We start from the raw sequence: 17,544 nt of genomic DNA, 5'->3' as shown, positions 1-17,544 counted from the left end.
GTAATCAATAATGAACAGAATAACTCAACTATTTAATATACAATACCCTGTAATACAGGCAGGAATGATTTGGGCCAGCGGATATAAACTGGCAAGTGCAGTAAGTAATGCAGGCGGGCTTGGCCTTTTAGGGGCGGGGTCTATGTATCCGGCAGTACTGCGCGAACACATACAAAAATGTAAAGAGGCAACCGATAAGCCTTTTGGTGTTAACGTGCCTATGCTGTACCCAAATATTGAGGAGATAATGAACATTATTGTGGATGAAGGCGTGAAGATTGTTTTTACTTCTGCCGGTAACCCAAAAACATGGACTGCATGGCTTAAAGAAAGGGGAATAACTGTTGTACATGTTGTTAGTAGTGTAAAGTTTGCCCTAAAGGCTCAGGAAGCAGGTGTTGATGCTGTTGTTGCCGAAGGTTTTGAAGCGGGTGGACATAACGGTAGGGAAGAGACCACTACATTTACGCTTATCCCGATGGTGAAGGAAAAATTACAGATTCCGCTTATAGCGGCAGGAGGCATCGCTACAGGCAGGGGAATGCTCGCAGCCATGATACTTGGCGCCGATGCCGTACAGGTAGGGAGCCGATTTGCAGCTTCGGTTGAATCGTCTTCACATGATAACTTTAAGCAGGCAATAGTAAATGCGCAGGATGGCGATACACACCTCACATTAAAGGAGCTTGCTCCGGTAAGGCTTATAAAGAATAAATTCTTTCATGATGTGGCCGATTTGTATACCAAATCTCCATCTGTAGATGATCTTAAGGCATTACTGGGCAGGGCACGTGCCAAAAAAGGTATGTTTGAAGGAGATCTTGATGAAGGGGAACTTGAAATAGGACAGATAGCAGGACTAATACATGAAATTAAACCTGCTGCCGAAATACTAAACGAAATTATTACCGATTTTGAAAAGGCCAAACAGGAAGTTGTAAGTCTTTAAATATAAAAAAGCCCGACTATAACAGTCGGGCTTTTAGTTTTTTATAGGTTGTTATAAGCTGTAACATAAAAAATATCTGACCAATCATGAAGGCAATGGCAGCAAGAAAAAATGATTTGAATACAAACTCGATGTTATCTGAAGAGAAATCAAGATTTATATTACTATCATAAATATACACTATAAGTAGTGGTATGCTTAGTAATACATGTATTATGATAAGGAGCTTATTAAGAGGCCATTTTTTTACCGCTGCCCATACATATATCAAAACGGTAAAGACAATCCACGGTATTATAAAAAAGGAAAGAAAAAAGCCTGGTGGTGTTACTACGGTATGCCAGCCCGGAATTACACTAGTAACATAGTCTACAGGAGTAAATGCCAACCATGCAAAAAAGAGGCTAAAAGCAATAATAAAGAATACTAATATGGTTACAACTGTCTTTCTCATTTTATTTAGATGTTACAGTGTATAACAAATTGCTGTTAAACAATGCCGCCGGAGAAACTACCTTTTCCTCCATTGGTATATTACTGCCATAGCGTTCGTGCAGTTTCTGTTTTACTGCATTGTTGGTAAGGTCAAAATCCTTTAACTGCTGTGTAGGACAAAGATCGGCCCCTGCTTTGTGATATAGTTTCCAAACCAGCTCAGAACAGTATATTTTATCGTCTCCCCATCCAAAATACAGGTCATAATCCTTACCGGCCATTTCTTTTCCGGCTTCTTTCATTTCTCTTATCTGCCAGTCTTTTAGGCCGTTTTTGGCTGCGTTAAGCCTTTTAACCACATAATGACTGTCCTTACCTCTGGCAATCCATTTTTCTAAAGGCGTTTTTGTAACAGGCTGTATGGCTTCAAAAACATAATATTTATCTGCTTCCTTGTAGATAACTCCACAATGGGAGTAAACCGACTTTGTAGCCATCTGTATAGCCTGGCTTTGTGAGGATAGCGATGTCTGGAAAATGATATCACCGTCGTGCAGAGCAGAAAATTCAGGATTTTCCTTTACCTCGGTTTTTACTTCTTCGGTTTTATTTTTGCAGCTTATAAAAAGCGATAAGGTTAGTAATAAGAGTACTCTTTTCATGATGTTTTTTTGTTTTTACCCATTCTGTAAGTAGTATATAACGCAATACTTATTATAGCTGCTTCTATGATAAGCATAACAGGCTCTTTCGCTATAAAATAGTATTCTTCATGCTCAATTTTTTGAGGTTGTGCACTAAGTGGAGGGTACAGGGTCCAGCCACCGGATGAACTAAGTTTGTCATTTATAATAATTATTTCAATCCATAACAGGGCAACTATTACGGTGAATATTAAAAAAACAATATTTATAAAGTTATCCCTGAATTTATAAGTTAAAGACCTTATTCCATAAACAAGAAACCCCAGCAATGTAAAAATTACAGCAATGAATGTTAAACGATCCATTACGTAGTAAATATCATAAATATCTATGTTAATGGTATCTTCTTGAGTATAAAGAAAAAAAGTAGGTAATAATATAATTATCAGCCATATTATTTCTTTAATATATCTATTCATGGTGTGGATTTTTAACGATGCAATATATAAAAAAAGGTGCCATTGAGGCACCTTGATGTAATAGGATTGTAAAGTTTTAGAACTTATTTTCAACCTCTGCGGCTTCCAGCATAAGGTAGTGCAGGTCTGTGTTTTTTACAAATGGTTTAAGCAGTTGGCTACCCGGACCAAACATTGCCAGTTCCACATAGTCTGCAGAGTGGTTCATGCTTATCCATCCCACCGAGTTGTTCTCTTTCTGCATTTCTGCAAAAGCCTTAAAAGGAAGGTGCTTGTAATTATAAAGCCCTCCTTCTTTTTCAAGTCCGCTATAATAGCTTAATATGGTTTTTGCCTCATCTTGAGAGATTGTCCTTCCGTTAGCATGAGCAATAATTTCCTGTACCTGTGCTGTGGTAGAATCTTCGTGAATAGTATTAAGTATCCACTCATTGGTTTGTGTATATTTTTGAATACTGTCGAAGTTACTGTTGGCTTCCTGACCGTATATTATACCCGGATTGGCATTACCGTGGTCGGTAGTGATAACAACAAGGGTATTACCGTCTTTCTCAGCAAAATCAATAACCGTCTTAATAGCTTCGTCAAAAGCAGTCTGGTCATAAAGAACTGCTGCAATATCATTGGCATGTGCACCCCAGTCTACCTTACCGGCTTCAATTTGAAGTACAAAACCATTTTTATGTCCTTTCATGCGATCAATAGCCTTTTGAGCCATTTCCGCAAGGGTAGGAGTAGCCTCGGTAAGTTCTTTGCTGCTTCTGCGGTCTATAGTATATGGTAATCCGTCATCAGCAAAAACACCCAGTATGGGTTTATCGTTACTTGCCGCCATCATTTCGCTACGGGTACGGGCAACCTGCCATCCCTTAGCTTTATAATCGGCATAAACGTCTTTTTTATCTTTTCTTTTATCAGCGCTAAAGTAGTTATTACCGCCACCCATCATTACGTCAAAACCTTGTTTAAGGTATTCTTCGGCAATTTCAGGCTGAGCGTTACGGCTGTCGCTGTTTACACAAAAACCGGCAGGAGTAGCATGGGTAATAGGTACAGTAGTAACACATCCTGCCATTTTACCTGCTTTTTTAAACTTTTGCCATATAGGCATGTTTCTTTCTCCGTTAGGGCCTACGTTAAGCGAACCATTGTTAACCCTTGCACCACCACCCCAGGAAGAACTGGCAGCAGCCGAGTCGGTAACAATAGAACTTGCAGAAGCCGTATCCATAAGTGCCCTGCTAATGCGTTGGTCTTTATAAAGCTGTAACCAGTTAGAACCTTTTCCGGTTTTGCGGCTAAGGTATAAATCGGCCATGTTTAGCGTACCGGTACTCATACCGTCGCTAACCATAAATATAATGTTCTTAGCTTTTTTGTTTTTGTCTAAGTTGTTAAGGTCAAGTACCTGTGCAGTACCCTCAAAAGGATTAAGGACAGCAGCGCCAATGGTGAAAAGCGAACCGTTCCTGAAAAATTTTCTCCTGTTCATTTTTAAGTTTTGTTTGTAGTAAAAAGGAATCCGCCAAATTTACGCAACTGCGCCAACACAGGGTTTACGCGCAGTGTTATTTAAACTTTAAGGAAAACGGAATTTAACTTTAAATAATTGTAAAACAAGGCAAATGTAAGGAACTTTTAAACCTGCTGCCCGGGTTTAACATTTAAAGATTTTTTATATAGGAAGTGATAAACAGTTATTATACTTAAACATTAAAGTACTCTTTATACCAGTCAATTCCGTGATGGTCTTTTGCATCAGTTTTGATTGTATGGGCTGAGTCAATTTTAGAATATACTATCTCAAGGCTGGCATAATCCCGCTGACTTATAACTTTAAATCCGTTTCGCATAAGCTGGGCAGCACAAACTCCCATACCTATCTGGTATATTTTATTTTCGGCAAAGCGGTTACCATCATAAATAACCTGGCTACCGCAGGCAGCACTTACATCCATTAATATGGCAAGTTCTATATCTTCGGCTTTGGCTATTTCGAGCATTTTTTCTGAAGCTTTAATCATTCCTTCGCTCCAGTCTTTTCCACTATCGGTGAGTACTTTTGCTTTACCGTTAAGTACATCCATTCCTGTGCCACCATGTATATCACACATTTCACGCGGAGAACCAAAAGAGTATTCTTCCGGACAAAAGGAAGATACTTTTACGGTGTCATATTGCAGTACTTTTAAAGCACTTGGATATTCCCCATTTGCAGTACCGTCATAACCGCATTTTATACCTTTAAGGCACGCACTCATAAGTATGCGAAGCGGATTTTCGATTGTAGGAACTCTTAGGGATTTTATATAGTTTAGATCTGTCATGGTATAGTGGTTAATTAATTCAAATATAATGAATTAAGTTGTTTTTATGTAGGTAAATTACAGCAAAATAAAAGCCGAAGCTATACAGCTCCGGCTTGAACACAATAAAACAAATTAACCAAACAATTTAGTTGTGTCCGGGCTCATATATAAGCCTTAAAAAAGTGCTGAATCTTTCATTTTCACGATTTATAGGAATACCGGTTACAATACCTATAAGAATATTATCTGTAATACCTACACGCATTTGAGGCCTTATGGTCATGTCAAAATCATGTTTTTGGGCTTCCTTATTAAATTCGATACCGATAAAATTCCGCGTACCGGGTATCATGTAATGCACATTTGTATTGATTTGCCAAACGGTATGGGTATTGTTATCCTCAAAATGATGAAACACCTGCGGGCCTGTATAGAGTAACGTATGGAAATTTTGACCCCAGCGTTTTGCCGCAATAAAAAACGGATTATAAACATTACCTGTAAACAGCGGAGAGCTGCTATACTGATTAAAATCGGTAAGTTCAAATTCCTGTATGTAACCAATAGCCAAAGATGTTTTGAGTTTTTCTGAAACGAAGAAAGAATATTGTGCAGCCATTTTAAGACTGTTTAATTTACTTCCCGGAGCATTTGTATTACCGTTTACAGGATAGTAAAACGAAAAAGGAAGCTCCACTTCAAGTCCCAATCGGTTTACCGGAGCCCATTCATACTCTACAAGGGCGATATATTCGTCGTGAGTGTTTTTGTCGGTTAGTCCCATACCCACGTTCCATTCCTTTTCTCCTTTACGGGCACCAAGATCCCTTATCAGGTCAATATACAAAGGTTCTGCATGGAGTACTTTAACGGGTTGTGCATAATCCTGTACCTCTGCTATATAAAGGCTGTCGGCTACATTATTAGGAATTTCATCATTAATTTGGGCAAAACCGTTAAGCATTCCCAAACAGGTAAGTAAGGCAGCTGATCCTGCCTTTAAAAAAGTATTCATTTTTAATTTATTAGCAATTAGACAAAAACCTATGCCTCATGCCGTTTGACATAAGGTAGGTGTAATTTTGTATGATGTAATAAATTAAACTTCCGGAGGAGGGGAGGTAATCTCAAAAAAGGGAGTTTGTATGTCCTGTTCTTTAGCAGTATCACTTTCCCTTTTTATAAAAATGTGGTTTTGTTTTTTTGATAGTGCACAGGGTTGACTCACAAAAAAATCAAAGCTTATCTTTTTTACCGAGTTACTGTCGGTATCATTGTCATCATATTCGGCAACAGCATTATCAAAACCAAGTAGTTTTTCTATAATAAGCTCCAGTAAGCTCTCCTGTTTATTTATGGTAAGGTCTTCGTGAGTGTTAGCGGCACCGGGTACATCTATACAGCAGTTTAGTATGTATAAGGACATAAATCCCCATACATACTTAATAAAAATACTGTTTTTAAATGTGCTGTGCATTTTGCAAATATATCATAATAGGTTAAACAGCCATGTTAAATAAACAGGAAAGCCGAAGCATAGCTCCGGCCCTGAAACAATAACAAGTATATATAACCTAACTAAACCGTAATCGGTTCGTCTATAAAATCCATAACAACCTGGTTACGGATTATATCTTCAAAGGTTTCTCTTTGTCTTATTAAGTGTCCTTTGCCTTGATACCAAAGTACTTCTGCAGGGCGTACCCTTGAGTTGTAGTTTGATGACATAGAGAAACAGTACGCACCCGAATTTCTGAAACACAGGATATCTCCTTCGTTTATTTCAGCAATTTTTCTGTTGCTGGCAAAAGTGTCGGTCTCGCAAATGTACCCTACAACCGAGTAGAAACGGTCTTTTCCTTTGGGGTTGCTTATGTTTTCTATATGATGGTGAGAACCATAGAACATAGGGCGGATAAGGTGGTTAAAACCTGTGTCTATACCTGCAAATACCGTGGATGTAGTTTGTTTAACCACATTTACTTTTGCAAGGAAGTAACCTGCCTCACTTACAAGGAATTTACCCGGCTCAAAAGCAAGGGTAAGGTCGCGCCCGTATTCTTCACAAAAAGCATTAAATCTTTTACTTAGTTTTTTACCCAGTTCCTCAACATTGGTCTGGATGTCGTCTTTTTTATAAGGTACTTTAAATCCGCTTCCAAAGTCAACAAACTCCAGCTCTTTAAAATTTAGGGCGGCTTTAAATAATATCTCGGCAGCATAAAGGAACACTTCGATATCCAGTATGTCCGACCCAGTATGCATATGGATACCGTTGATGTGCATTCCGGTATTTTCCACTATTCGCAACAAATGTGGCATCTGATGGATAGAAATACCGAATTTGCTGTCTATATGCCCCACGGAAATATTACTATTGCCGCCCGCCATAACATGTGGATTTATGCGGATACATACAGGGGTAGTAGGGTGCTTTGCACCAAACTGCTCCAGTATTGATAGATTGTCTATATTAATTTGTACACCAAGTGCCGCTACTTCTTCAATTTCTTCCATAGATACACCGTTTGGTGTATAGATGATACTTTCGGGCGTAAAGCCGGCCAATATACCGAGTTGCACTTCCTGTATGGAAACGGTATCCAGGCCGGAGCCCATTTGTTTAAGCAGTTTTAGTATTGATATGTTTGACAGCGCCTTACAAGCGTAGTTTATTCTTAAATTTTTTACCTTTGAAAAAGCATTTTCAAGTCGGTAGTATTGTGATTGAATTTTAGCCGCATCATAAACATATAAAGGGCTTCCAAATTCTTCGGCTAATTTTAATAATTCTTTTGCTTCCATTCTTTTATTTGATATACTTGTTTCGGGTACAAAATTATTTATGAATTATATACCAGACAATTAAATAAAGTATATTAACAAAATATAACAAAAAGTTATAAATATAACTAAAATTTATAACTACAACGATTTAAATAACTCAGGGAAACAAAAAAACCGGGCTATTCCTTTGGCTGCAGTGACGAATAACGGCCTTAGGTTTTGCCCGGAACTGGGTAACAATTAAAATGTAATACGATTTATGTTAACCGCTCAAATTAATTTTTTTTAAATGTAAGTAAGAAACCATCGGCTTCAGCCATAGACAGTGTCATGTTGTCGCCTGTTATGGTCATACAACCAAAATTAGATGTTGTTTCTGCATCACCCGGCCCCTGTGTTTCAAATGATTCTGCACAGATAGTAGTTATGTCATTAGGAACAAAATCGTAAGTGTATTCGCCTGTGCCAAGTCCGTCGTAAACATCGGCAGGGTTATTATTTACAACAACAATTGTTTCGTTTTGCGAATTAAATGTCCATGTAATAATACCTTCTTCAAAGTCGTGGTCAACTCCGCCAAATCCCCCACTTACATTTATAAGTTTCCATGTTCCTGTAAACTCCTGATTTGAAGGTTGGTTGTTGTCGTCATCATTATTGCAGCTAAAGGCAACAGGGATGTACAGTAATAAAAGCAGTAATTTTAAAGTTTTCATAGTTATGGTTTTTATACTAAGATGCTTAAACCAGAAAACGGTTGCGTACGGCTGTATTAAGAGTAGGATAAAAAATTAAAAATACTTTCGGTCATTGGATTGAATTTTCTATTTTTGTTCCACTTTTAATAAGATAAATGCATTAATTATGAATTTACACGAATATCAGGGAAAAGAAATACTGGCAAGTCACGGCGTACGTGTACAGCGCGGTATTGTTGCTAACAATGCTGTGGAGGCTGTTGCTGCCGCTAAAGAATTAACTGCCGAGACCGGCACACAGTGGTATGTGGTAAAAGCACAGATACACGCAGGTGGCCGCGGTAAAGGTGGTGGTGTTAAGCTTGCAAAAAACCTTCAGCAGGTTGAAGAGATTGCAGAGCAGATTATAGGTATGGATCTTATAACGCCTCAAACTCCTCCAACAGGTAAAAAAGTTCACAAAGTACTTATCGCTGAGGATGTTTACTACCCTGGTGAAAGTGAAGTTTCTGAGTTCTATATGTCTGTTTTATTAAACAGAAGTAAAGGCCGTAACATGATTATGTATTCTACTGAAGGTGGTATGGATATCGAAGAGGTTGCAGAAAAAACTCCTCACCTTATCTTTACTGAAGAAATTGATCCTGCAGTAGGTTTACAGGGCTTCCAGGCAAGAAGGATTGCATTTAACCTTGGCCTGTCTGGTAATGCTTTTAAAGAAATGGTGAAATTTGTTGACTCTCTTTATACAGCTTATGTACAAAGCGATTCTTCACTATTTGAAATTAACCCTGTATTAAAAACTTCTGACGATAAAATCTTAGCTGTAGATGCTAAAGTTGTTCTTGATGACAACGCTCTTTACAGACAAAAGAAATATGCAGATATGCGTGACGTTCGTGAAGAGAACCCAATTGAGGTTGAGGCTAAAGAAGTAGGTCTTAACTATGTGGATCTTGACGGTACAGTAGGCTGTATGGTAAACGGTGCAGGTCTTGCAATGGCTACTATGGACCTTATTAAGTATGCAGGTTTTGAGCCGGCTAACTTCCTTGACGTAGGTGGTACTGCAGATGCTAAGCGTGTTGAAACTGCTTTCCGTATTATCCTTCGTGATCCAAACGTAAAAGCTATCCTTATTAACATCTTTGGTGGTATAGTTCGTTGTGACCGTGTTGCTCAGGGTGTTGTAGATGCTTACAAAAATATGGGTGACTCTATTAAAGTGCCTATCATTGTACGTTTACAGGGTACGAATGCAGATATCGCTAAAGAACTTATCGATAACTCAGGTATGCCAATCCTTTCTGCTACTCTGTTCCAGGAAGCTGCAGATCAGGTTAAAGCTGCTTTAAGCTAATAAAATCATAATAGGTTATATATAAAAAGCCCTCGCATTAGCGAGGGCTTTTTAGTTTTGTATAGAATAAGATTATTTCTTCTTTTTAAGTTCCATAATCCTTTTTACTTCCTTAACCAGTAGAGGGAAGGCGGGCTCGGTCATGTTATGTCCGTAACCTTCCAGTTCATACAGGCGGGTATCTTTATGTCCTGCAATTTTCATCATACGGGCCAAATAAGCGTTTTCTTCATAACGGCCCAGCATTTCCATTTCCCTGTCGCCGGTAATAAGTAAAAGGGGAGGCGCATCTGCCCTTACATGAAATAAAGGAGCATATTCGTCTACTATTGGCTGGGTATCTTTAATGCCTTTTTCCTGTCTTATGGTAAAATGAGTAATACACTGCCCACTAAAAGGTATAAGCCCCGCAATACTGTTAGCATCTATATTATGTTTGGCTAGGTATTTTTTATCAAGCCCTACCATACTGATAAGGTATCCTCCGGCAGAATGCCCTGAAAGGAATATGGATGAGGTATCACCACCATATTTACTGATGTTATTAAACACCCAGGCTACCGCAGCAGCACTGTCTTCTATGTAAGCAGGTGCTTTTACGTTAGGGTTAAGCCTGTAGTTAACACCTACAACGCAAAAGCCTTTGTTTTTAAGGTATTCGGGAATCTCTTTGCTTCCCTGTGTAATTCCGCCACCGTGAAACCATACTATCGTAGCAAAGTTTTTGGTATTTTTAGGGTAATAGATGTCCAGTACACAACGCTCATTTATATAAGCGTCCGACTTATTTGTTGCCTGATCATAATACTGGATGTTTGTTTGGGTTACATACTCCGTTTGTGCCTTACTGATAGTTGCCGTAAGGACAAACAGAAAAAGAAAAAACTGTTTTTTCATTAAACTGGTATTAATTATTATTAAAGATGGGTATCCCAAATATAAAAAAACCCGACGTATAGCCGGGATTTAAAAAGATATGTTTTTATATTTATTTCAACACGTTACACTGTGTAAGCTCTCCTAAAAAACTTAATACTTCCTCTACCGATTGTACCCTGTATTTAGCGGCCGTATTACCCGGACCCACCTTAACGGTATGTTCATTGGTTCCGGTAAGCATTTCAAACAGGTCTTCGTCAGTTTTATCATCACCGAAAGATAGAACGAAGTCATAATCAGGATTTAGGATATTGTTTTTACAGGTGGTACCTTTGTGTGCCAAAAAGTGTTTTACCTCTATAACCTTATTACCGTCTATAATTTGTGTAGGCATGTTATAAAGCTGGTTTTTAAGTAGTGATAATAATTCCCTCGAAGCTAGGAAACCCTGTCTTTGTTCTACATTCCTGTAATGCCATGCAACGCCAAATTCTTTTATTTCAACAAAGCTTTCCGCATTAGTATCTACATAATCATGCATTATCTCAATAACACGGCCTTTCCATTCCGGCGTACCATTTATTATAGATTCCCATTTATCACGTTTTATATATCCGCCATGTTCTGCAACAAGTCCAATAGGGAGTTTGCCTAACCATTCTTCTAAAAATTCATGATTTCTGCCGCTAATTATCCATACGTCATTTTTCTCATCGCTTGCCAGTGTGTTTAGCAGTTTTATAAGTTTGTCGTCAGGTACTGCCATTTCGGGCTTTGGCTGCAGGTTTACAAGAGTCCCGTCAAAATCCAGAAGAATAAGCCTCTTTTTGGTCTTATCAAATTTTTCAAGAACTGTTTCTTTTGTTTCATCAGCCAGGGCTACAGGTTTTGTATCTCTACTGTGTATTTCCTCAGTCTCGTTAAGGAAATCGGTAGCCCATCTAAATACATCATGCTTCTTAAGGTAGCGCTGCATTCTTTCTATACGTCGTTCCTGTTCTTCTTCGCTCATAGTAAGGGCGTAGTTCAGCTTAAGGGCAATCTGTTCGTCATCAAAAGGATTAATAGTAAGCGATTCCTGAAGTTCTTTTGCTGCACCTGCCATTACACTTAATATGAGTGCTCCCCTTAAATCTTTACGGGCAGCTATGTATTCTTTTGCTACAAGGTTCATTCCGTCTCTTACAGGAGATATAAGAGCTGCATCGGCACTTGTGTATAATGCTATTAGTTTATCAAAATCGACCGACTGGTACTGATACACCACAGGCGACCATTTATAATTACCCAAGGTACCGTTTATGCGGGCTATATTGAGTTCAATCATTTTTTTACGCTCTCCGTATTTGGTAATCTCTTCACGGGAAGGTACAATAACCAGCAGAAATACAACCTTTTCTTTCCATTCGGGATAATTCTTTAAAAAGGTCTCAAAGGCATTAAGCCTGTTGGTTATCCCTTTTGTATAGTCTAATCTATCTACCGAAAAGATTATTTTTTTGTCTTCATATAAGTGCTTAATCTCCTCTCGCAGCTTTATTACCTCAGGCTTATCATAAGCATCATTGAACTTATCAAAATCGATACTGATAGGGAAGGATCCTACTCTTGTGCGGTGTGTTTCCTGGCTGAAGATAAAATTCTTGTGTGAATGGCCCAGCATTTTCTCGACACATTCTGTAAAATGAATGGCATTGTCCCAAGTATGGAAACCGACTAAGTTACTGCCCAATACGCCTTCTAGCAGATAGCGCCTTACTTTGTTTGGCAATACCCTGAATATTTCAAAATTAGGGAAAGGTATGTGAAGGAAATAGCCAATTTTTGCCTCAGGATGCTTCTCCCTTATTATTTTGGCCAGTCCCATAAAATGGTAATCATGTATCCAAACGATATCTCCGGGTTTATAAATACTGTTTACCTTTTCGGCAACAATTTCATTAGCTGTCTTATAGGCTTCAAATCCTTCGTGATTATACTCTATATATGAAGGGAAATAGTGAAACAATGACCATAATACAGAGTTACTGAATACATTATAGAAATTCCTGTTCAGTCTTTTTTCAAGATAAACGGGTTCAATATCAAAGTTCCTATCGTAGTTATCTTTGTTGTTTTCCCAAAGCTCTTCGTCAAAATCGGCTACACCAACCCACGTAAGGTTTTTTTTGCTCTTTTCAGAATAAGAAAGTATGGCAGTGGCAAGCCCTCCGGCACTTTGTGTAATTTTTACATTCTCCTTTTGCCTTTTAATAGATACAGGCAACCTGTATGATACAGTAATTATTTTCATTATATAGATGGCGTTTTGCCTGATGGAAGTAAAGTCCTGCCATGCAGGCGATTCATCCAAATTTACAAAACGATATCCTCTTAAAGGTTTAATATAATGTTACTTAACATATATTTATTAAACTTTTACGGGATTGATAAAATGAAAGAAAATAATTACGGAATCCTCACTCAGAATTAAAGCATGAATTATGAATCCGACTTCTTGCCAGATTTAAACTTAAACTTCTCAACAACAGGAGCCGGTTTTTTAGCCTTAAAGTTCTTAGCGGGCTTTTTATCGTCTGCTTTAGTAGCTTTAGGTTTATTGCTTTTAGGTCTGTCAGTCTTCGGTTTATCCTGTTTAGTGGTAGAGAAACTCTTTTTATTATTTTTAACTGCAGTTTTGTTTTTAGCCAGTACTTCCTGTGGGTTTTTAGGCTCTTCCTTAGTGCCTCGAAGGTGAATAATAAGTCCGTTTAAAAAATTACGAAGCACCTGGTCGCCACAATCCATATAGTTTGGATGGTCGGCGTTACGGAAAAAAGCTCCCAATTCAGCTTTAGATACCCTAAAGTCTACCAGTTCCATAATCTCTACAATCTGGTCATCACGAAGCTGAAGTGCTACCCTTAATTTTTTAAATACATCGTTATTATTCATATCTTATTTTTTGCAAAGGTATGGCAATGTGTTGATATAACAATCTTTTTACACTCAATCATTATCAGTAAGCCATAAATAAGCTTCTTTAAACTCGTTAGTCCAAAGCGTTTCATTATGCCTGCCGTTGTGTACAACCTTTTTAAGAAACTGTTTTTTGTCCTTTATCTTATACTTTACCAGTTCTTCCATTCGCTCTAAATCGGTAATGGTTTCGCTGCTTTCATGGTCACCGGCCATAAAATATATCCTGGCATCTATAGTCTCGGTATTATGTAGAAGGTCATACATATCTTCACTAAACCAAAATGAAGGGGAGAATACACCTGCCTTACCAAACACTTTTGGATACTTAAGTATGGCATAAAAGGATATTAATCCTCCAAGCGAGCTGCCAAAAATAGTTGTATTGTTCCTGTCGGTAAGTGTATGGTAATTTTCATCTACGTAAGGCTTAAGGGTGTTTACCAAAAAATCAAGGTATTTATCACCATCACCTCCGCCGTATTTTTCGTTGGTGTAGGGGGTAAGCTCGTTAATCCGTTTATCGCCTCCGTTTTCTATTCCTATTACTATAGACTCAGCTTTTAGACTGTCCAACACTTCATCAATGCGCCATTCTCCTGCAAAGGCTGTAAAGCTGTCAAACAGGTTTTGACCGTCATGCATATATATTACAGGAAACTTTTTATGGGTTTCATTATAATTAAAAGGCAGGTATACCCATATTTTTCTTTCACCGCCAAGTTGTGGTGCCTGTATGGTAAATGATGATACGTTTTGTGAAGAAGTATGTTCTTGAGATTTAGCAGTCATATACCATAAAGATAGGACGATTAACAAAAAATTGCGAACCATAATTAAAAGTTTTGCAGTAAAAACAATATATTAGCTAAAAATACCACTTTCATGAGCACATATGAAGAAAAATTAAGCTTATTGTCAGAAATGATTGCGTTTGCAAGAATAGACGGGCAGATACACGAGCGCGAATACCAGTTTCTGACTATTGTAGCTTCTCAGCTTAAGGTTGAAAAAAGTGTTTTTGAAAGTCTTTTTGTACATGAGGCTAAAAAGGTGGTTATTAAATCCGAACATCAGCGTATACTACAGTTTTACCGTCTGGCACTTTTAATGCATGCAGATGGTATATTGCATGATAATGAGCAGGTTGCCATACGTGAAATGGGTGTTAATATGGGGCTTAGTCCTTTTGCCATGAGAAGTGTGTTGCAGGAAATGCAGAAATCTCCAACCGGACTTATTGATCCTGATGTATTGCTGGCGCTTTTCAGGGCACAGCATAATTAATTTCCAGTCGCTGTATGCAGCACTCTTTGCGGGAATGGTATTGAAACTCCATTCTTCCTGAATTTATCTAAAATGCGGTAGCGCATCTGGCTTTTGGCATTTTCTACTCTAAATACGTCTTCTACCCAAAAGTAAACCGAGAAGTCCAACGATGAATCTCCAAAATTATTGAAACGTACAAACGGAGCGGGTTTTTGTAGTACTCCCGGTTCTTCGGCAGCAGCTTCTTTTAAAAGGTTTGTTACCAGTTCAACATCCGATGAGTAATCTACACCCACAGTTACCTCAAAACGGGAAGCTAACGCGTTATGTGTCCAGTTAATAAGTTCGTTACGGGTAAGGTCTGAGTTAGGTATAATAATATACTTATCGTCACGGGTAAGTACTGTGGTGGTTCTTAATCTTATTTCCTCTACCGTTCCTACAATGTTATTAACCTCTATAACATCTCCCATTTTTACTGCGGAGTCTACCAATATTACTATACCCGATATGTAATCGCTAAACAGATTTTGGATACCTAAACCTAAACCTACTAATAAGGCAGCGGATCCGGCCAGCAGTACCGAAAGGTTAAAGCCTACTATTTCCATTGATAATACTACAGCAATTACCAGCAGTATGTATTTAACCAATGTAAAAATGGAGTACTTTTTAGCATCATCAAAACTGTGTATACGGTAAATACTCTTTTTAATTATTTTTAAAATAAAGGTTACCACTACCCAAAACAGGATAAGTGTAATAACAGAGCTTACTTTTAACTGGGTTTTGCCAATGGTTATAAGCGTTTCATTAAGCAACTCTTTAATTTGTTCCCACATGGTGTATTATGCTTTAGGTTCGTTGTTGTCTTTATCCATTTTCACATTAAACGAAGGTGCTTTATAGTCCTTATCCAGATAATCTGCCGGAATAGTGGTCATATTACCGTCGCGTGCAGCCCTGTAATGAGGAGATAATATTTCTATTCCCATTTCATTACAGCAATCCTGTATATTTTTATGAAGTTCGCTATATATACCCGCCTGTTTGTTGGCTTCCTTGGTATAGGCATTAATCTGGTAGGCTACATAAAAGTCCTCAAGGCTGGTTTGCAGTACAAAAGGCTTAGGGTCTTTAAGCAGGAATTCCGTCCTGTCGGCAGCTTCAATAAGTGCCTGTTGTATGTCTTTCCACGGTACATCATACCCAATGGTTACCGTAGTGTGTAATATAAGGCCATTGCTCACGGTGTCGCTACTGTAATTAATAGTATGGCTGCTCATAACCGTAGAGTTTGGTATGGATATAATTTCATTTTTAGTGGTACGTATACGTGTTACCAGCAGCGATTTCTCTATAACATCGCCCACGACATCACCAATTTTTACGCGGTCGTTAATCTTGAACAGACGCATATAGGTAAGTACGATTCCTGCTATGATATTAGACAACGAGCCCATAGACCCAAAAGTGAAAAGAAATCCTAAGAAAACCGATACGCCTTTAAATACGGCAGAGTCGCTTCCCGGTAAGTAAGGGAAAATAACTATCAGTAAGAATGCGAGTATAAGTACACGAACAATCTGGTAAGTAGGGTTAGCCCAGTCGGGGTAAAAACCATCTATATGCAGGTTGCCTCTTGCAATCTCATTTTTAAGGAATCGCGCAAATTTAAGGATGTACCTGAATATGATTATCAGTACAATAATTGTAATAAGGTTAGGGAGGTAACCCCATAAGCCGAAAGCAACTTTTTTAACCGGACTTAGTATATAACCAAATAACGTTTCGGCAAAGTTTTGTGTCCAAGGGAAAATACCAAATAATACAGGTAAGGCTATGTAAATAAGTAATAATATAAACAGCCACTTAACCAGTTTATTTACCAATAGCAGAAGGTTAACCTGCCTGTCGGCATCAAAAAGCTCGTAGGATTTAATTTTAATACCATGTATCCTTTTGTCTTTCTGCTGTTTTATTTTTTCAGCAGTCCAGTGGAATAGTTTTCCTGAAAGGTATATTAAGAGTACCAGTAAGCCTATAACCAAAAGTGCCAATGCAACTTCTTTAGCGAGAGTCTTGAAACTGGTTTCATTTTTATAGGCAGTAATCTCATCAGTAATAATCTTCTGATATGTTTTTGCAAGCAGCTCTTTTGAGGTATTGTTCCAAATGGCATCATTTTCAGATACACTTACAATTATCCTGTCGTGGTAAACTAAATCGGCTGTTGTTTCGTTGTTTGATGTTTTTAGTGAATCGGGTTCAAACAGTATATTGTCGCCAAGTTCTTCTATGCGCCTTGTTATGGCCTGAGCCCTTTCGGCAGCGGAGAAGCTGCCCAACTTACTGTAAATATTGAACAGGGTATCGTTAAAAAAGCCCCTAACCGGACTGCCTTTTATTTTAGAACGCAGTTTGTCTATCTGTTCCCTTTTAGCAGCAAGCCTGGTCGCTTCACGGTTTTCAAGCTCTTCCAGTTCCTTTTGGAGTTCTTCTTTCTTAAGGTTGTCGGTAGTTTTAAGAGATTGCAGCTGTTGTTCCAGTTCAGACTTCTTAATGGAGTCTTTTAAACGCTGCTGCTCAATTTGAGCCAGCTTAATATTATATGCCTCAAGGGTAACCGCATTAACAGAATCAGTTGCTTTTGCAATGCTGTCTTTTTGGGCATAAATGTTTTGCGATAATGTAAAGATAATTAGCGCAAAGAGTAAGCTGTAAAGTTTTTTCATCCTCATCCTGTGTTACAACACATAAATATAGGGATTTTTTTG

General features: G+C 38.2%; 18 protein-coding genes. 3 read left to right on the top strand and 15 right to left on the bottom strand.

Annotation, left to right across the window (positions count from 1 at the left end):
- The first annotated feature begins 10 nt into the window (after positions 1–10).
- Positions 11–949, top strand: a complete 939-nt coding sequence (locus tag FUA48_RS15635; RefSeq protein WP_147584392.1) for an NAD(P)H-dependent flavin oxidoreductase — start codon at positions 11–13, stop codon at positions 947–949.
- Between the two features lie 16 nt (positions 950–965).
- On the opposite strand, the gene FUA48_RS15630 is transcribed toward FUA48_RS15635, so the two are convergent.
- The 9 genes from FUA48_RS15630 to FUA48_RS15590 form a co-directional block, all read right to left on the bottom strand.
- Positions 966–1,403 carry a hypothetical protein gene (locus tag FUA48_RS15630; protein ID WP_147584391.1) on the bottom strand — a complete coding sequence of 146 codons (438 nt, stop codon included), beginning with the start codon at positions 1,401–1,403 and terminating at the stop codon, positions 966–968.
- Position 1,404: 1 nt separating this feature from the next.
- Positions 1,405–2,046 carry a YiiX family permuted papain-like enzyme gene (locus FUA48_RS15625; RefSeq protein WP_147584390.1) on the bottom strand — a complete coding sequence of 214 codons (642 nt, stop codon included), beginning with the start codon at positions 2,044–2,046 and terminating at the stop codon, positions 1,405–1,407.
- Positions 2,043–2,507, bottom strand: coding sequence for a hypothetical protein (locus FUA48_RS15620; protein WP_147584389.1), 465 nt, complete (start codon positions 2,505–2,507; stop codon positions 2,043–2,045). The genes FUA48_RS15625 and FUA48_RS15620 overlap by 4 nt, the downstream gene beginning before the upstream one ends.
- Positions 2,508–2,583: 76 nt before the next feature.
- Positions 2,584–3,999 carry an alkaline phosphatase gene (locus FUA48_RS15615; RefSeq protein ID WP_147584388.1) on the bottom strand — a complete coding sequence of 472 codons (1,416 nt, stop codon included), beginning with the start codon at positions 3,997–3,999 and terminating at the stop codon, positions 2,584–2,586.
- Positions 4,000–4,213: 214 nt separating this feature from the next.
- Positions 4,214–4,834 carry a DUF523 domain-containing protein gene (locus FUA48_RS15610; protein WP_147584387.1) on the bottom strand — a complete coding sequence of 207 codons (621 nt, stop codon included), beginning with the start codon at positions 4,832–4,834 and terminating at the stop codon, positions 4,214–4,216.
- A gap of 127 nt (positions 4,835–4,961) precedes the next feature.
- Positions 4,962–5,831 (bottom strand): HAEPLYID family protein, encoded by an 870-nt coding sequence (locus FUA48_RS15605; RefSeq protein WP_394349175.1) that lies wholly within the window; start codon positions 5,829–5,831, stop codon positions 4,962–4,964.
- A gap of 84 nt (positions 5,832–5,915) precedes the next feature.
- Complete coding sequence (locus FUA48_RS15600) at positions 5,916–6,293, bottom strand: hypothetical protein (protein WP_147584386.1); 378 nt, start codon at positions 6,291–6,293, stop codon at positions 5,916–5,918.
- A gap of 101 nt (positions 6,294–6,394) precedes the next feature.
- A complete protein-coding gene (gene lysA / locus FUA48_RS15595) occupies positions 6,395–7,621 on the bottom strand; it encodes a diaminopimelate decarboxylase (RefSeq protein ID WP_147584385.1) in 1,227 nt (408 codons plus the stop codon).
- 257 nt (positions 7,622–7,878) lie between these two features.
- Positions 7,879–8,319: a hypothetical protein gene (locus FUA48_RS15590; RefSeq protein ID WP_147584384.1), complete on the bottom strand. Its 441-nt coding sequence runs from the start codon at positions 8,317–8,319 to the stop codon at positions 7,879–7,881.
- 148 nt (positions 8,320–8,467) lie between these two features.
- Here FUA48_RS15590 and sucC point away from each other — a divergent pair, with 148 nt between their 5' ends.
- Complete coding sequence (gene sucC / locus FUA48_RS15585; protein WP_147584383.1) at positions 8,468–9,661, top strand: ADP-forming succinate--CoA ligase subunit beta; 1,194 nt, start codon at positions 8,468–8,470, stop codon at positions 9,659–9,661.
- Between the two features lie 72 nt (positions 9,662–9,733).
- Here the strand turns inward: sucC and FUA48_RS15580 are convergent, their stop codons facing one another.
- The 4 genes from FUA48_RS15580 to FUA48_RS15565 all read right to left on the bottom strand — a co-directional run bounded on the left by FUA48_RS15580 (position 9,734) and on the right by FUA48_RS15565 (position 14,290).
- Positions 9,734–10,558: an alpha/beta hydrolase gene (locus tag FUA48_RS15580; RefSeq protein WP_147584382.1), complete on the bottom strand. Its 825-nt coding sequence runs from the start codon at positions 10,556–10,558 to the stop codon at positions 9,734–9,736.
- A 91-nt stretch (positions 10,559–10,649) separates the two neighbouring features.
- Positions 10,650–12,833, bottom strand: a complete 2,184-nt coding sequence (locus tag FUA48_RS15575) for a bifunctional alpha,alpha-trehalose-phosphate synthase (UDP-forming)/trehalose-phosphatase (protein WP_147584381.1) — start codon at positions 12,831–12,833, stop codon at positions 10,650–10,652.
- Positions 12,834–13,021: 188 nt separating this feature from the next.
- Positions 13,022–13,474, bottom strand: coding sequence for a DUF1456 family protein (locus FUA48_RS15570; RefSeq protein WP_147584380.1), 453 nt, complete (start codon positions 13,472–13,474; stop codon positions 13,022–13,024).
- Positions 13,475–13,528: 54 nt separating this feature from the next.
- On the bottom strand, positions 13,529–14,290 hold the full coding sequence (locus FUA48_RS15565; protein ID WP_240732494.1) for an alpha/beta hydrolase: 762 nt from the start codon (positions 14,288–14,290) through the stop codon (positions 13,529–13,531).
- Positions 14,291–14,383: 93 nt separating this feature from the next.
- On the opposite strand from FUA48_RS15565, the gene FUA48_RS15560 reads away from it, so the two are divergent.
- Positions 14,384–14,785 carry an excinuclease ABC subunit B gene (locus FUA48_RS15560; protein ID WP_147584378.1) on the top strand — a complete coding sequence of 134 codons (402 nt, stop codon included), beginning with the start codon at positions 14,384–14,386 and terminating at the stop codon, positions 14,783–14,785.
- On the opposite strand, the gene FUA48_RS15555 is transcribed toward FUA48_RS15560, so the two are convergent.
- Both FUA48_RS15555 and FUA48_RS15550 read right to left on the bottom strand, forming a co-directional pair.
- On the bottom strand, positions 14,782–15,609 hold the full coding sequence (locus tag FUA48_RS15555) for a mechanosensitive ion channel family protein (protein ID WP_147584377.1): 828 nt from the start codon (positions 15,607–15,609) through the stop codon (positions 14,782–14,784). The two genes, FUA48_RS15560 and FUA48_RS15555, sit on opposite strands and share 4 nt — an antisense overlap.
- 6 nt (positions 15,610–15,615) lie before the next feature.
- Positions 15,616–17,502, bottom strand: a complete 1,887-nt coding sequence (locus FUA48_RS15550) for a mechanosensitive ion channel family protein (RefSeq protein ID WP_147584376.1) — start codon at positions 17,500–17,502, stop codon at positions 15,616–15,618.
- Between the last annotated feature and the right edge of the window lie 42 nt (positions 17,503–17,544).

It is taken from the genome of Flavobacterium alkalisoli, assembly GCF_008000935.1.
Classification (GTDB): domain Bacteria; phylum Bacteroidota; class Bacteroidia; order Flavobacteriales; family Flavobacteriaceae; genus Flavobacterium; species Flavobacterium alkalisoli.
Note: the sequence above shows the minus strand (reverse complement) of the source record. Positions and strands in the feature narration are given on the sequence as shown.

Bases quoted from the DNA above. Each gene is read 5' to 3' on its own strand.
- FUA48_RS15600 (WP_147584386.1), bottom strand. From the start codon at position 6,293: ATGCACAGCACATTTAAAAACAGTATTTTTATTAAGTATGTATGGGGA.
- FUA48_RS15555 (WP_147584377.1), bottom strand. From the start codon at position 15,609: ATGTGGGAACAAATTAAAGAGTTGCTTAATGAAACGCTTATAACCATT.
- FUA48_RS15590 (WP_147584384.1), bottom strand. From the start codon at position 8,319: ATGAAAACTTTAAAATTACTGCTTTTATTACTGTACATCCCTGTTGCC.
- FUA48_RS15560 (WP_147584378.1), top strand. From the start codon at position 14,384: ATGAGCACATATGAAGAAAAATTAAGCTTATTGTCAGAAATGATTGCG.
- lysA (WP_147584385.1), bottom strand. From the start codon at position 7,621: ATGGAAGCAAAAGAATTATTAAAATTAGCCGAAGAATTTGGAAGCCCT.
- sucC (WP_147584383.1), top strand. From the start codon at position 8,468: ATGAATTTACACGAATATCAGGGAAAAGAAATACTGGCAAGTCACGGC.
- FUA48_RS15580 (WP_147584382.1), bottom strand. From the start codon at position 10,558: ATGAAAAAACAGTTTTTTCTTTTTCTGTTTGTCCTTACGGCAACTATC.
- FUA48_RS15570 (WP_147584380.1), bottom strand. From the start codon at position 13,474: ATGAATAATAACGATGTATTTAAAAAATTAAGGGTAGCACTTCAGCTT.
- FUA48_RS15630 (WP_147584391.1), bottom strand. From the start codon at position 1,403: ATGAGAAAGACAGTTGTAACCATATTAGTATTCTTTATTATTGCTTTT.
- FUA48_RS15575 (WP_147584381.1), bottom strand. From the start codon at position 12,833: ATGAAAATAATTACTGTATCATACAGGTTGCCTGTATCTATTAAAAGG.
- FUA48_RS15610 (WP_147584387.1), bottom strand. From the start codon at position 4,834: ATGACAGATCTAAACTATATAAAATCCCTAAGAGTTCCTACAATCGAA.
- FUA48_RS15565 (WP_240732494.1), bottom strand. From the start codon at position 14,290: ATGACTGCTAAATCTCAAGAACATACTTCTTCACAAAACGTATCATCA.
- FUA48_RS15615 (WP_147584388.1), bottom strand. From the start codon at position 3,999: ATGAACAGGAGAAAATTTTTCAGGAACGGTTCGCTTTTCACCATTGGC.
- FUA48_RS15620 (WP_147584389.1), bottom strand. From the start codon at position 2,507: ATGAATAGATATATTAAAGAAATAATATGGCTGATAATTATATTATTA.
- FUA48_RS15625 (WP_147584390.1), bottom strand. From the start codon at position 2,046: ATGAAAAGAGTACTCTTATTACTAACCTTATCGCTTTTTATAAGCTGC.
- FUA48_RS15635 (WP_147584392.1), top strand. From the start codon at position 11: ATGAACAGAATAACTCAACTATTTAATATACAATACCCTGTAATACAG.
- FUA48_RS15550 (WP_147584376.1), bottom strand. From the start codon at position 17,502: ATGAAAAAACTTTACAGCTTACTCTTTGCGCTAATTATCTTTACATTA.
- FUA48_RS15605 (WP_394349175.1), bottom strand. From the start codon at position 5,831: ATGAATACTTTTTTAAAGGCAGGATCAGCTGCCTTACTTACCTGTTTG.